The 14,113-nt window shown below is 41.2% G+C and carries 18 protein-coding genes; 13 read left to right on the top strand and 5 right to left on the bottom strand.

The window, feature by feature from the left end; genetic code table 11:
• Window positions 1-70: 70 nt before the first annotated feature.
• Window positions 71-1,474, top strand: a complete 1,404-nt coding sequence (selA, locus tag TV75_RS02185; RefSeq protein ID WP_044337003.1) for an L-seryl-tRNA(Sec) selenium transferase — start codon at window positions 71-73, stop codon at window positions 1,472-1,474.
• A 57-nt stretch (window positions 1,475-1,531) separates the two neighbouring features.
• On the opposite strand, the gene TV75_RS02180 is transcribed toward selA, so the two are convergent.
• Entirely contained in the window at window positions 1,532-1,669 is a 138-nt protein-coding gene (locus TV75_RS02180; RefSeq protein ID WP_044337002.1) for a small acid-soluble spore protein P, read from the bottom strand.
• A 117-nt stretch (window positions 1,670-1,786) separates the two neighbouring features.
• On the opposite strand from TV75_RS02180, the gene TV75_RS02175 reads away from it, so the two are divergent.
• The gene (locus TV75_RS02175; protein ID WP_044337001.1) at window positions 1,787-2,044 is read left to right on the top strand and encodes a hypothetical protein; all 258 of its coding nucleotides are present in this window, start codon (window positions 1,787-1,789) and stop codon (window positions 2,042-2,044) included.
• A gap of 164 nt (window positions 2,045-2,208) precedes the next feature.
• Here the strand turns inward: TV75_RS02175 and sspO are convergent, their stop codons facing one another.
• On the bottom strand, window positions 2,209-2,358 hold the full coding sequence (gene sspO / locus TV75_RS02170) for a small acid-soluble spore protein O (RefSeq protein ID WP_044337000.1): 150 nt from the start codon (window positions 2,356-2,358) through the stop codon (window positions 2,209-2,211).
• Window positions 2,359-2,682: 324 nt separating this feature from the next.
• On the opposite strand from sspO, the gene acnA reads away from it, so the two are divergent.
• From acnA to TV75_RS02140, 7 genes are all read left to right on the top strand, one after another.
• The gene (gene acnA, locus TV75_RS02165; protein ID WP_044336999.1) at window positions 2,683-5,394 is read left to right on the top strand and encodes an aconitate hydratase AcnA; all 2,712 of its coding nucleotides are present in this window, start codon (window positions 2,683-2,685) and stop codon (window positions 5,392-5,394) included.
• Between the two features lie 151 nt (window positions 5,395-5,545).
• Window positions 5,546-6,133 (top strand): peroxiredoxin family protein, encoded by a 588-nt coding sequence (locus TV75_RS02160; RefSeq protein WP_052504393.1) that lies wholly within the window; start codon window positions 5,546-5,548, stop codon window positions 6,131-6,133.
• A gap of 136 nt (window positions 6,134-6,269) precedes the next feature.
• Window positions 6,270-6,416, top strand: a complete 147-nt coding sequence (locus tag TV75_RS21340; RefSeq protein ID WP_082051111.1) for an FbpB family small basic protein — start codon at window positions 6,270-6,272, stop codon at window positions 6,414-6,416.
• Window positions 6,417-6,521: 105 nt separating this feature from the next.
• A complete protein-coding gene (locus TV75_RS02155; RefSeq protein ID WP_044336998.1) occupies window positions 6,522-6,665 on the top strand; it encodes an acid-soluble spore protein N in 144 nt (47 codons plus the stop codon).
• A gap of 80 nt (window positions 6,666-6,745) precedes the next feature.
• Window positions 6,746-6,973 (top strand): small acid-soluble spore protein Tlp, encoded by a 228-nt coding sequence (tlp, locus tag TV75_RS02150; RefSeq protein ID WP_044336997.1) that lies wholly within the window; start codon window positions 6,746-6,748, stop codon window positions 6,971-6,973.
• A 169-nt stretch (window positions 6,974-7,142) separates the two neighbouring features.
• A complete protein-coding gene (locus TV75_RS02145) occupies window positions 7,143-7,559 on the top strand; it encodes an acyl-CoA thioesterase (protein ID WP_044336996.1) in 417 nt (138 codons plus the stop codon).
• 67 nt (window positions 7,560-7,626) lie between these two features.
• Window positions 7,627-7,935, top strand: a complete 309-nt coding sequence (locus tag TV75_RS02140; protein WP_044336995.1) for a hypothetical protein — start codon at window positions 7,627-7,629, stop codon at window positions 7,933-7,935.
• 33 nt (window positions 7,936-7,968) lie between these two features.
• On the opposite strand, the gene TV75_RS02135 is transcribed toward TV75_RS02140, so the two are convergent.
• Window positions 7,969-8,259, bottom strand: a complete 291-nt coding sequence (locus tag TV75_RS02135) for a HesB/YadR/YfhF family protein (protein ID WP_044336994.1) — start codon at window positions 8,257-8,259, stop codon at window positions 7,969-7,971.
• Between the two features lie 130 nt (window positions 8,260-8,389).
• On the opposite strand from TV75_RS02135, the gene TV75_RS02130 reads away from it, so the two are divergent.
• A complete protein-coding gene (locus TV75_RS02130; protein ID WP_044336993.1) occupies window positions 8,390-8,650 on the top strand; it encodes a hypothetical protein in 261 nt (86 codons plus the stop codon).
• Between the two features lie 119 nt (window positions 8,651-8,769).
• On the opposite strand, the gene TV75_RS02125 is transcribed toward TV75_RS02130, so the two are convergent.
• Window positions 8,770-9,936, bottom strand: a complete 1,167-nt coding sequence (locus tag TV75_RS02125; protein WP_044336992.1) for a CapA family protein — start codon at window positions 9,934-9,936, stop codon at window positions 8,770-8,772.
• A 276-nt stretch (window positions 9,937-10,212) separates the two neighbouring features.
• A complete protein-coding gene (plsY, locus tag TV75_RS02120) occupies window positions 10,213-10,797 on the bottom strand; it encodes a glycerol-3-phosphate 1-O-acyltransferase PlsY (protein ID WP_437176693.1) in 585 nt (194 codons plus the stop codon).
• Between the two features lie 196 nt (window positions 10,798-10,993).
• Between plsY and TV75_RS02115 the strand changes: the two genes are divergently transcribed.
• The 3 genes from TV75_RS02115 to TV75_RS22240 all read left to right on the top strand — a co-directional run bounded on the left by TV75_RS02115 (window position 10,994) and on the right by TV75_RS22240 (window position 14,113).
• Entirely contained in the window at window positions 10,994-12,292 is a 1,299-nt protein-coding gene (locus TV75_RS02115; protein WP_044336990.1) for a purine/pyrimidine permease, read from the top strand.
• 190 nt (window positions 12,293-12,482) lie between these two features.
• Window positions 12,483-13,460, top strand: coding sequence for an ABC transporter ATP-binding protein (locus TV75_RS02110; protein ID WP_044336989.1), 978 nt, complete (start codon window positions 12,483-12,485; stop codon window positions 13,458-13,460).
• Complete coding sequence (locus TV75_RS22240) at window positions 13,457-14,113, top strand: ABC transporter permease (protein WP_044336988.1); 657 nt, start codon at window positions 13,457-13,459, stop codon at window positions 14,111-14,113. Before TV75_RS02110 ends, TV75_RS22240 begins: the two co-directional genes overlap by 4 nt.

The raw sequence follows: 14,113 nt of genomic DNA, 5'->3' as shown, positions 1-14,113 counted from the left end.
ACATTGTATTCGTTCTAATTTAATTGGTGAGGGTGTTATAATCAGTATAAAGAATGAAGGAGGGTTATTAATGAAACAACTTGTCAGACACATCCCACCCATCCACGAACTCCAACAAGCCAATCAATTCCATACTCTCCTCAACAAGCATCACCTCACCAAGGAAAGAGGGACGGACCTATTAAAAAGAGTGGTAACAAGCTGCCGCAGGGCCCTGTTGAATGAACAATGGCAAGGACCACATCCATTGACAAACGATTTTATTGAAGAGATTTTTGCACAGGCAGATGCCTTGATGCGGGAAACCGTTTCCCTTTCTCTTCTGAAGGTCATCAATGCAACAGGAACAATCCTGCATACAAATTTAGGTCGGGCCCGATTGGGAAAGCTCGCCATCGAACATGTTAAAGAGACTGCAGGCCACTACAGTAACTTGGAATATGACATTGAAGGGGGAAAAAGGGGGTCGAGGCACACACATGCTGAGAAATTCATATGTGAACTGACCGGTGCGGAAGCAGCCATGGTTGTGAATAACAATGCAGCGGCTGTATACCTGATTCTTTCTGCGCTTGCCAAACGTAAAGAAGTGATTGTTTCCAGAGGGGAGCTCGTGGAAATCGGCGGATCATTTCGAATTTCTTCCATCATGGAAGAAAGCGGGGCCCTGCTCTCTGAAGTGGGAACGACGAACAAAACGCACTTAAGGGATTATGAAGAGGCATTGTGTGAAGAGACTGCCATGATCATGAAGGTTCATCAAAGTAATTTTGTGATAAAAGGATTTACAGAATCCGTTTCCACCAATGAACTTGTTCAGTTATCCCAACGACTTCCACACATTCTTTTTTATGAAGATTTAGGGAGTGGAGCTCTTTATGACTTCAGACAATTGGGGATCGGGAATGAACCTGTAGTAAAGACTATCATTGAAATGGGGGCGGACCTCGTATCCTTTAGTGGAGATAAGTTGTTGGGCGGACCCCAGGCAGGTATCATTGCGGGGAAAAAACATTGGATCGATAAACTTAAAAAGCATCAGCTCGCTCGTGTACTGCGCATAGATAAAATGACATTGGCAGCTTTAGAAATGACTCTCTTGCATTATATAAAAGGGGAAGCCCAGGATAAAAATCCGACCATTGAAGCCATCACCAGGAAAAAGGAAGTTATCCTCAATCAATCCCACCATTTAATAGAAAATGTAAATTCGCTGAAAACAGATTTCACTTTCGACATAATCGCAGGGAAAAGCCAAATAGGTGGAGGTACGATGCCTGACGTTGAATTAGATACTTATTTAGTTTCCGTAACTCATAACATTCTGTCTGCTCAAGATCTTCATGATAAACTCAGAAAAGGGACCCCTTCCATCTTAACAAGAATACAAGAAGGGACCGTTCTCTTTGATCTGCGGACTGTCTCTTCCATTGAACAGAACGATATTATCAGTGCATTAAAGAAACTGCATTAGACGATTAAAGGGAGTGTGGATTGTGTTATCACAGTTCCCCACTCCCTTATTTATTGCTTACATATCGTGATGGCTATGTTGTTTTTGTCGAGTGTGATTACGATTCTTCACTTTATGTGATCCACTTAAAGGCTCCGGCTGTCCTGACTGCTTCGGAGCGTTCTTACGCATGTCTTTACCATCATTTTTATTCATAAAGCATCCCTCCTGTTCTTAGAATGCTATGTTGGAAAACAGTTTATTCATGGGTATAAATTCAAACTGTTTTGACCATACTAAAAAAGCTAATTTCAGAATAAGGAGAGATTATCCATGCCTTACCATAAAAACAAGCAACAGGCCTTTCAGGCTGCTGAACAAAGTGTTACTGAAATTCAGAATACAATCAATGAACTAGTATTGGATGGAGCCAGTTATGGTTCACAACTGGCTCATTTGAAGAATGAAGTAAACGAAGCATATCAACAAATCGAGAATGCACTTGAAGTGGCCTCAGAGACACAAAGAGCACAGCTTCAACAATTCAAATCAGACTTGTCTTCCATCGTCGATGAAGTAAATGGGCAATAGAGAAATAATATAGAATAAACCCGCTCTGCTAAATAATTGCAGGGCGGGTTTTATTTAGTCATAAACAGGGTAGGGGAGAAGAGAGGAAGGCGTGTATATGCAGGTGACGAAACTGATTGGTTCACGCTTTTTAGCCCAGGTCGTTTCATCACCTTACAAATGAATCACTGATTTGTTTTGCGTTTTTTATTAAACTGACGCTGAGCTTCAGTCAATGGTTCATTTGAATACTCTTCATTGTAACCGGCACCATTTCCTTGTGCTTTTGCCGCATTCATGCCGTTAATTACATGGTTAGCTTTACGTTTGGCCATTGTAGAACACCTCCATAAGGATAGAATGCCACCATCATCTACCCATTATTAGAGGGAAAGGCTAACAGATTTGTTTTTTCAAAATAATATTTTCTGGCAGCCGACACGTTTTGACATGGGGAAAAATGTTGTTATACCAATATTTTTCTAGAAACCCAAAGGAGTTTATTATTTTAGATAAGAAAAACTTATCAAAAACAATAACTTTATTGTTATTTACTTATGTAATCGCTTGTATTAAGATGTAAATGTGAGAAAAGTTCGTTAGTTTAGAACGAAAACTTTTCGACTTATTGTGTGATGTAGTTTAGAGGGGGAATCGAAATGGCAAAGAACGATGTATTTAATGCACGATCTTCTTTCGAACTAGAAGGAAAACGTTATCATTATTATCGTTTAAAAGCGCTTGAAGAAGCAGGAGTAACAAAAATTAATCGCTTACCTTACAGTGTAAAGGTATTGCTCGAGTCTGTACTTCGTCAATTTGACGGACGCGTGATTAACAAAGACCACGTTGAAAATTTGGCAAACTGGGGCTCAACTGAAGTGAAAGATGCGGAAGTTCCATTCAAACCTTCCCGTGTCATCCTTCAAGATTTCACTGGTGTACCAGCAGTAGTTGACTTAGCGTCTTTACGTAAAGCAATGGCTGATATTGGTGGAGATCCACAAAAGATCAATCCTGAAATACCAGTTGATCTTGTAATTGATCACTCCGTTCAAGTAGATAAATATGGTACAGCTGATTCATTAAAAACAAATATGGACCTTGAATTTGAACGTAATGCTGAGCGTTATCAATTCTTAAGCTGGGCTCAAAAAGCATTTGAAAACTATCGTGCCGTGCCACCAGCAACGGGAATCGTTCACCAGGTTAACTTAGAATACCTGGCGAATGTTGTCCACGCTGTTGAAACAACAGAAGGTGACTTCGAAACATATCCAGATACATTGGTTGGTACTGACTCACATACCACCATGATCAACGGTATCGGTGTACTTGGCTGGGGTGTTGGTGGAATTGAAGCGGAAGCAGGTATGCTTGGTCAGCCGTCCTATTTCCCAATCCCTGAAGTAATCGGTGTAAAATTCACTGGCGAACTTCCAAATGGTGCAACAGCTACTGACTTAGCGCTTAAAGTAACTCAAGTTCTACGTCAAAAGGGTGTTGTAGGGAAATTCGTTGAGTACTTCGGACCAGGAGTAGCCACGCTTCCACTTGCAGACCGTGCAACGATTGCCAACATGGCACCTGAATACGGCGCAACATGTGGTTTCTTCCCAGTTGACTCTGAATCATTGGATTACCTTCGTTTAACTGGACGCGACGAAACTCATATCAAGATGGTTGAAGAATACTTAAAGAAAAATGAAATGTTCTTCACTCCTGAAAAAGAAGAGCCTACTTACACAGATGTAGTGGAAATCGATCTTTCAGTGGTAGAAGCAAATCTTTCGGGACCAAAACGTCCACAGGATTTAATTCCACTTTCTGACATGAAAGAAATGTTCCACAAATCCATTACAGCTAAAGAAGGCGTACAAGGATTTGGACTTGATAAGTCTGAAATCAATAAAACAGCAAAGTACACAACGGCAGATGGTCAAGATGTTTCCATGCCTACTGGTGCAATCGGGATCGCAGCCATTACTTCTTGTACAAATACATCTAACCCATACGTAATGCTGGGAGCAGGTCTAGTTGCGAAGAAAGCAGTAGAGCTTGGAATGAATGTTCCAGACTACGTGAAAACATCACTTGCACCTGGTTCAAAAGTTGTTACAGGATACCTTAGAGACTCCGGATTACTTTCATACCTTGAAGATATCGGTTTCAACCTTGTAGGTTACGGTTGTACAACATGTATCGGTAACTCTGGTCCGTTACGTCCTGAAATTGAAAAAGCAGTATCAGATGCTGATCTATTATTAACTTCAGTACTATCAGGAAACCGTAACTTTGAAGGACGAATTCATCCATTAGTAAAAGCAAACTATCTGGCTTCACCACCATTGGTTGTGGCATACGCATTAGCTGGTACAGTGGACATCGATCTTCAAAAGGATTCACTTGGTAAAGACAAAGATGGTAATGATGTGTTCTTCAGAGACATCTGGCCTTCTCAAGATGAAGTGAAAGACGTAGTGAAGCAAACCGTTACACCTGAATTATTCCGTAGAGAATATGAGCATGTATTCTCTGAGAATGAGCGTTGGAACGAAATCCAAACAAGCAATGAACCGCTATACAGCTTTGATGAAACATCGACTTACATTCAAAACCCTTCATTCTTCACTGGTTTAGCTCCAACTCCTGAAGATATCCAAGGTTTGAATGGACTGCGTGTTGTAGGGAAATTCGGTGACTCTGTAACGACAGACCACATCTCTCCTGCAGGTGCGATCGGCAAAGACACTCCAGCAGGGAAATACCTGCGTGCGAACAATGTTGAGCCTCGTGATTTTAACTCTTACGGTTCTCGTCGTGGAAACCATGAAGTAATGATGCGCGGTACGTTTGCAAATATTCGTATCCGTAACCAAATTGCTCCTGGTACTGAAGGTGGATTCACAACATACTGGCCAGAAGATGAAGTGATGCCTATGTATGATGCATGCATGAAGTATCAACAAGACGGTACTGGCTTGGTTGTTCTGGCAGGAAAAGATTATGGAATGGGATCTTCCCGTGACTGGGCAGCGAAAGGTACAAATCTTCTTGGGATTAAAACGGTTATCGCAGAAAGCTATGAGCGTATTCACCGTTCAAACCTTGTGATGATGGGTGTGCTTCCACTTCAATTCAAGAAGGGCGACAGCGCTGAATCTCTAGGATTAACAGGCAGAGAAACGATTTCTGTCAATGTTACAAACGATGTTAAACCTCGTGATATCTTAACAGTTACAGCTGTAGCTGAAGATGGTACTAAAACAGAGTTCGAAGTATTAGCCCGTTTTGATTCCGATGTAGAAGTTGACTACTACCGCCATGGTGGAATTCTACAAATGGTTCTACGTAATAAATTACAGTCATAATGTAACCTTTAAGCCCCGGGTCTTCCCGGGGCTTTTTTATTTTCCCAATGCAACTGACTAGCTTAAAGCTCATACTAAATTCGATGACTAATTAGAGACAAGCTAACATAAGATGATAGTAATATCATTTCTATGAGAGGAGCACACTCCTTTGAAATCCATTTTCGGCATTTTGCTAGTAGCATTATTAGTCTTCACGTTTTATATTGAGAATAAGTCAGAGCCTACTTACTTTTCAGAAAACACGTTCCCGCAAGCTGAGGCATATGATCAGTTAATTGACATAGAAGAAGGGGAAGTGTCAGAAACCACTCCAGTAGAGAACTATCCTGGACCAAATGTGGGGGATAAAGCCATCGACTTTAAATTGGATAGCTTATCGGGGGAATCAATCACATTATCTGAATTAAAGGGTAAGAAAGTAATCCTTAACTTCTGGGCTACATGGTGTCCACCATGTAAAGAAGAAATGCCGGTCATGCAGGAGTTCTATACGAAATACGGAAAGAACGTTGAAGTCCTGGCAATCAATATCGATCCCCAATACAACGTAAAAGAATACCAAAAAGCAATGGGTCTCACTTTCCCGATCCTATTAGACAAAGACGACAAAATCAACAACGCCTACGACATCCTGACCGTCCCAACCACATTCGTCATCAACGAACAAGGGACCATCACCCACAAACAAATCGGCGCCATCACCACCCTTGAAGACTTCTCTGCGCTAATCAAGTGAAGGACGGACCTCTGTAAGATTTTAAAAAGGCAATTCCTGAACCAAACTCAATTATCTATTGTGACCTTTGTTTAAAATATCTGACATTTGGATATACTACTTATAACAAATCACAATGGAGAGTGAGGCGATTGGATTGCGCAGACCAAGGAAGAAATCATTTGCAGATCTTGTAAAAGAAAATAAAAAGCAGCTCCTTCTAGATCAAGATGCCATGGATGCCATTGAAGAACGAATCGATGCCAGACTGGAAATAAAGCGCCCTATAGGCAAAGCCGAGTAAGGAATTACGAGGCTTATTTTTTTTGCCCTTGAAAATAATACTGCCAATTATTACGTCTTTTCTTCCTTCCCATTTTGGTAATCATACTAGTAAGGAGGGGAAGTTATGAGTAATTCAAAGGGAAGTCCGAATCATTTTGCACCAAACCATATAGGAACTCAATCAAGAGCTGCAGGCGGCAACAAAGGGAAACAGATGCAAGATAAATCGGGTAAGCATGCACAAGTCATCCAGACAAAGGGTGAATAAGCACTTACCTTCAGACCCAAAATGAAAAGGGATTGGGCGTAAGGTCCGTCCCTCAAAACGAACAGCAGGAGGAATGCAGGATGGCATGGGATAAACCGAATCCGGATGATCGCAGTGATAATGTAGAAAAGCTTCAAGGTATGGTTCAGCATACGATTGAAAATATGGAGAAGGCTGAGGAGTCGATGGCTTTCACCGATAGTGAAGAGCAGCTTCAGTCTATTAAAGATAAGAATGAACGTCGCCGGGAAAGCCTGCAAGCTTTCCGAAACGAAATTAAAGACGAAGCTCATCAAACTGAGCAATAGTACCTGCAACCCGAACGGAAAAGGCTCAAATGAGACCTGTCTGTTCGGGTTCTTTCATTCATAAGAAAGACACCAGGCGCCATTTCACTCCCGAACCAATCTGTTCAATGCTTTCTCCATCTATGTTAAAATGAGGTAGGATACTGATTAGATGAAGAGGGTGTAAAGGATGCAAATTGCTGAAAAAACCATCGAGGTAAGATACGCAGAAACAGATCAAATGGGAGTTGTGTATCACGCCAATTATCTTGTATGGATGGAATTAGGAAGAACGCAACTTATCGAAGATCTGGGCTTTAAGTATGCTGATATTGAAAAAGAAGGGATTCTTTCACCTGTTATCGACCTGAATGTCAGCTATAAATCACCGGTTCGTTACGGGGAAAAAGCGTTTATCAAAACGTGGATTGAGGAATATGACGGGCTTCGCATTACATATGCTTACGAAATTTATAACGGTCAAAACCAGCTGGCCATCACGGGACAATCGAAACATGTTTGCGTCAAGCAGGAAAACTTCCGTCCAATATCGATTAGAAAGATGTTCCCTCATTGGCACGAAGCATACGAAAAGGCTAAGAAGTGATTTCTACAAAGAGGAGTTGATCCTTTTAAAATCCCATACTGAAGCATGATAGAAAGGAAGATCTTCCATGGCATTCGGGGTTACAAAACATGAATTACATGCATGGAAGCAGCGTGTAAAGCGTGGAGAGATTGCATTTCTCACTCATTACTGGCTTGATGACCGGTTTCCCCATGCACGCTCTGTAACGAAAGTCGGCTGTTGTGACATCGATACATTAATTGGGTGGGGTAAGAAATATGGTTTAAAAAAAGAATGGATCCACCAGAGGGAAGACGGTTTTCCTCATTACGATCTTTTAGGAGATATTCAATATGACATTCTCCTTACCGAGGGACTGCACGACCATATTGAACGTTTTCTGAACCGGACATAAAAAGGCTGGCATATGCCAGCCTTCCATACTTCCTTATTTTTTGTACTCATATGAAGGTTCTTCTAGCTTATCGTCGTACTCAACGTACAAATCATGACCATCAAAAAACCATAAATCTCTTTCTTCAATAAAAAATTCCCGATTCTCGACTTCGACCCGTTCCCCGATATCCACCGGTTCTTCTTTATTCACTCCTAATGAAAAACTATCATGCAGAGGACTGGAACCTCCATAGCGCACATAAAAACGGACTTGATCGCCTACCTCTACAAGCATTTCGTCTTTAAACCATGTAAGAGCTTCTTTTGAAATATGTATCTTCATCGATGAGACTCCTTTCTCTACAGGTATTCTCCCAGAGGGTTCATGTAACTTTACAAAAAAGGGTTCATTTCATATTATATACATATAGAAGACGGAACTTCTACTATTACGATCATAAAGGATGAGACAAATGAATACACAAACATTATTATATTACATAGGTGCATTTATATTTGCCGGATTAAGTGTATTAACATTCCTGCAATTGCATGAAGCCAAATATCAAATTGAAGCCGGAACTTTCATAATCATTGCTGCACTCATTTACTATGGTATGGTCACCCTATTCTTTAAGGCGAGCCGCAGTACTTTTTTCATGGCCAATGCTTTATTGGCTATTTTAGCCCTTGGAGGCATATTCTTTAATTCATTGCTATTTGGTGGACATTAAAAAACGAGCTTTCCATTGTGGAAGCTCGTTTTTTTGTATTTGAGAAAATCACGGTTAATACATTGGGACTTTTCTTCAAAACAGCATAGATTGAAGGCATAGGATCACTTTGCTTTTTATTATTCAGGTAAGCCATTCACCATATGTGAAACCATTTCTTCTTCTGAATATCTGATCATACCGTTGTTATTAGCAAAATCTAGAGGGTATATCCTGTAATTATTGTAATGATTCTCTGACACAAAGGTGGGCTGAAATTCAATGGAAGGGTACGTGACCTTAGAGCCGCCAGGGTTCATCGTTTTTTCTACTTGGACCGTAACCATTCCTCCAATGTCTTTGAAATCATCTTTCTGTCCTGAAAGAAAATTCCCTAAAGAGTAAATGACAACGGCATCACGACCATCACTCGTTTTATACGTTTGGATGGGCTGCAGGACGTGTGGATGATGACCAAAAATGATATCAACCCCGTTTTCGGTTAAGACATTTGCCAGTCTTTCCTGTTCCTCGGTAGGGAAGCGTTGATATTCATTCCCCCAATGCAAACTCAATACGACTAAATCAATGTTCATACCTTTTGCTTTCTTAATTTCTTGTATCATGTTTTGTTCGTCGATCAGGTTGACTAAATAATCTTTCCCCTTTGGAACCGGTATTCCATTTGTTCCATATGTATAGGAAAGCAGGGCAAACTTGATTCCATTCACCTTGAAGGTACGAATCCGTTCCTTATCTTCCTGACTTTTGAACGCACCCACATACGGCATGGATATCTTCTCATAATAGTCGATTGCACTTAGAAGCCCTTTTTCACCTTGATCCAATGAATGGTTATTGGCAGTCGTGACCGCATCAACCCCCACGTCCTGTAAAGATTTCACAATCTCTTTAGGACTGTTAAAAAGGGGATAACTGGAGACTCCAAGCTCCACACCGGCCGGAGTTGATTCCTGATTGGCAATCAGAAAATCAGGGGCTGCCAGCATGTCCTTAATCGGAGAGAACATAGGCGTGAAATTATATCCGTTTTCATCTTTCGCATCATTATACACTGTGTCATGGAGAAGGATATCACCGATGGCGGCAATTGAAGCACTGGACTTCATCGACTTCCCTGAGGCTTGAACTTCTCTCGTCGTATGCAGCAAAGAGTAAAGGTTCTCCTCCTGCAATCCTTCTGCAGAGGTTCTCCAGTCTGAGTATTGATTATTTACAAGATACCCAATCACTAAGAGTAAAGGTATACAAAGGAATAACCCTGCCATTAATCGCTTTTTATTCATAATCATCATCCTTTATTTAAATCTACCTCTATTTTACAAAATAATAGGGGAAAGCGGGGAATATTTAAGAAAATATTGAAGAATATTATCGTATTTTGTGAATATTAAACTATTCCGGCAATCCTTATCATTACTTGCCTTTTTATATCCATCATCTTTCTCTAACGAATCAAAGGGTATACCTATTCCATTTAACAAGCCATAAAAAAAGCGACCTATACAGCCAGGATCTCCCACATAGGATAAAGGGAGCCTGGTGCTTTGGTCGCTTTTTTTTTACAGCCATTTAATTTTTGGTTCGGTTTTATTTCTTATCCTAACTATATTCGCCCGGTGTCTGTAAACAACGAAAATGGTCAGAATCCCTACGACGATAATAAGTGGAATATCCCCAGTGAAGATCGAGTACGCAAAGGCAAGTACCGCTGCCAGCATAGAAGAGAGTGACACATACTTGGTTGCATACAAGCAAACAAAAAATACGGCCAGTAGGATTAAAAATAAGATGTAATTATAGCCTAGAAGAACACCAGCAGAGGTTGCTACTGCTTTTCCTCCTCTGAAGTTTGCAAAAACAGGGTACATATGGCCGATAACAGCAAATACCCCTGCTAATAACATATGTACATCACTCTCAAATAGCAATGGCAGGAGAGTCGCTACCGTTCCTTTTAAAATATCCATGATTGTAACAATCATACCGGCTTTCACACCCAGGGTTCTGAATGTGTTGGTTCCGCCCAGATTTCCGCTTCCGTGCTCACGAATGTCTTTTCCGTAGAACGTCTTCCCGATCAGTAATCCTGAGGGAATGGAGCCTAATAAATATGCTAATACGAGTATAAGGGCAAAAATCATCATCACTGCTCCTTTTAAATGAACTAATCCGTTCTTATTTTAACATGTTTTCCAAAGGTTGGGGAGAAAATAAGCAAAAAAATTAGTACCTGTTCATAAAAGTAGATAATATATTTAATTCCTCATAAACCTGATTCAGAAGGAGTGATGTATGTTAAAATAGACACACTTTACATAGTTGAAATGAAGGTGTACACGTATGCAATTACTTTTATCGGCGTTCCAATGGGTTGCCTTTATGGTCGCAGGCTCAATTGCCGCTCCTATTGCCATAGCTGACCTGTTTCAATTGTCTCCCGCAGACACGGCAGGATTTATTCAGCGGACCATCTTTGTTTTAGGTGCCGCCAGTCTTATTCAAGCATTAGTTGGTCATAAACTACCCATCAATGAAGGACCCGCTGGACTATGGTGGGGGGTATTCGCCATCTATGCAGGGTTTTCAGGAACTCTTTACAGCAGTCATGAAGAAGTGCTGACCGTTTTACAGGGCGGTATGATTGTAAGTGGTGTGATTTTCTTTATTCTTTCTGCAACAGGACTATTAAAGAAGTTGTCATCTTTATTTACACCAACAATCACATTTATTTACTTAATGCTATTGATTCTCCAATTAAGCGGATCTTTTATCAAGGGAATGTTCGGCATACAGCATGAAGGACATTCTCTTCAGCCGCTGGTCTTACTCGGAAGTGTGCTGACCATACTTGTGGCATTATACTTCTCAGGCCATAAACGAAAGTGGGTTCAACAATACTCCATTATTCTTGCCCTGTTCTCTGGCTGGTTAATCTTTATCCTTATGGGATTAGGTGAAAGCACGACTGTTTCTGACAGCTGGTTTTCGTTACCTGATGTGTTCGTCTTTGGACCTCCGGTGTTCGATACGGGTGTCATTGTGACATCGATCTTTATCACATTCCTGTTAACCACCAATATGATTGCTTCCATTCGAGTGATGGAAGAGGTTATGAAGGGAAAGGGGCAGCCAACGTATGAAAGATATACAAAGAGCGGCTTTGCTTCAGGATTGAATCAATTGTTCGGTGGAGTATTCTCAGCAATTGGATCTGTTCCCATTTCCGGTTCTGCCGGGTTTGTTGCCGCTACAGGAATGTACTCCGTTATCCCTTTTATTCTTGGTAGTGTGATGATCATTATCATCAGTCTGATCCCAAAAGTAATGAATCTTTTCGCAAGCCTGCCAGCTCCTGTCGGCTATGCTGTGACCACGGTCATTTTCATCAAAATGGTCGGTCTTGCTCTAGGAGAATATCGAAAAGAAAAGGACCTCGATAAAATCCATTTTGTCGCAGGTATCTCTCTCATTGTGGGTGTAGGGGCCATGTTTGTTCCCCCATCCGCTTTTAGAGACATGCCTGTAGTGGTGGCGTCCATATTAAACAATGGATTGATACTCGGAACCATCACAGGAATCATCGTAGAACAATATATCCTGTTAAAGCACAAACAACATCCTGAAACCAGTAAACATTAGTTTGCTGGTTTTTATTATCTGCTGCAGACTTTACACGATTCTTAAAAATAATATCTTGTATGCAGATTCCACATTATTCATAAACTAAAAGACAAACGCAATTTCTTGGACAACATGTTTACCTCTTGTATAATGAGGGTATCCCTTCTATGTTTAGAAAAATTTCTCAGTTCATAAAGCAGGTGGAAAAATGATTGAATTTAAGGACGTCACGAAAGTCTATGAAGATGGTACAGAAGCAATAAAGGGGATCAACCTGACGATACCAACAGGAAAACTTGTCGCCTTGATTGGTCCAAGCGGATGCGGGAAAACGACCACGATGAAAATGATCAATAAGCTTATTTCACCTAGCAGTGGAACGATCCTGATTAATGGAAAGGATACTTCTGACACCGATGAAGTTGAGCTCAGGCGTAATATTGGCTATGTGATTCAGCGTATTGGGTTGCTTCCCCATATGACTATAGAAGAAAACATCAGCCTGATTCCACGATTAAAGGGATGGAAAAAGGAACAGTACGAAGGTCGGGTGGACGAGCTCCTAAATCTTGTCGGACTGGATCCTAAAGTATACCGTAAGCGATATCCACTTGAATTAAGCGGAGGACAGCAGCAACGGGTGGGCGTTATTCGTGCCTTGGCAGCGGAACCGCCGATCATTCTCATGGATGAACCATTCAGTGCCCTGGATCCGATCAGCCGGGAGCAGCTTCAGGATGAATTGAAGAGCATTCAAAATACGATACATAAAACGATTGTGTTTGTCACACATGATATTGACGAAGCGTTGAAAATCGCTGATGAAATTGCCGTCATGCGTGACGGTAAAATTGAACAGATCGCTACCCCAGCAGAGCTCATTAAAGATCCTGCGAATGAATTCGTACGTGCATTTATCGGAGAGGACAGACTAAATGTTCAACAGCACCAAAAGCGCGTTTTTGACATCATGGATGAAAACACAACCTATTTGCTTTTGGAAGGATCAGAATACTCATCGATTCCATATGACGCGTCCATCCAGGAAGCTGCAAGAATACTTCTGAAGTCAGAAAAACATTATCTTATGGTTACAAAAGACGGCAGGAATGTCGGCAGCGTAACGGCTAACGGGATTCTTCGTGCAGTGGCCTCGGAAGGAAAAAAGGAGGTGCGTTCTGTATGAATTCATTCTCGTTTTTGTTTATCAACACGATATCAAACCGTTCTGATGCAATCTTAAATGGATTATTTGAGCATCTATATTTATCATTCGTATCTATTTTCATTGCGATTGCCATTTCTTTGCCGCTGGGTATATACATATCACGGAAAAAACAAACGGCTGAATTTTTCATCGGAATAACTGCCATTTTCCAGACGATCCCTAGTCTGGCCCTATTTGGATTTCTCATTCCCCTATTAGGTACAGGTAGTATTACAGCGATCATTGCCCTGACTGTGTATGCACTCTTACCGATACTCAGGAACACGTACACAGGGATCATCGGAGTCGATGAGGGAGTCATAGAAGCAGGCAGAGGGATGGGGATGACAAGCTCACAGCTTCTGTTTAAAGTGGAGCTTCCACTCGCCCTGCCTTTCATAATGGCCGGTATCCGTACTGCTACTGTCTTGACGGTTGGAGTCGCGACCCTTGCAACCTTTGTTGGAGCAGGTGGACTTGGAGACCTCATCTATCGGGGACTTTCTACTTGGAATAATTCTTTAGTACTTGCAGGCGCCATTCCAGCTGCATTACTTGCATTATCTTTCGACTTTTTACTAAAGCTTCTCGAAAGGATGACAACACCTAAAGGACTAAAAGCACGGAAATAA

Source organism: Rossellomorea aquimaris, assembly GCF_000935355.1.
Lineage (GTDB): Bacteria > Bacillota > Bacilli > Bacillales > Bacillaceae_B > Rossellomorea > Rossellomorea aquimaris_B.
This window is presented reverse-complemented; position numbering and strand designations above follow the sequence as displayed.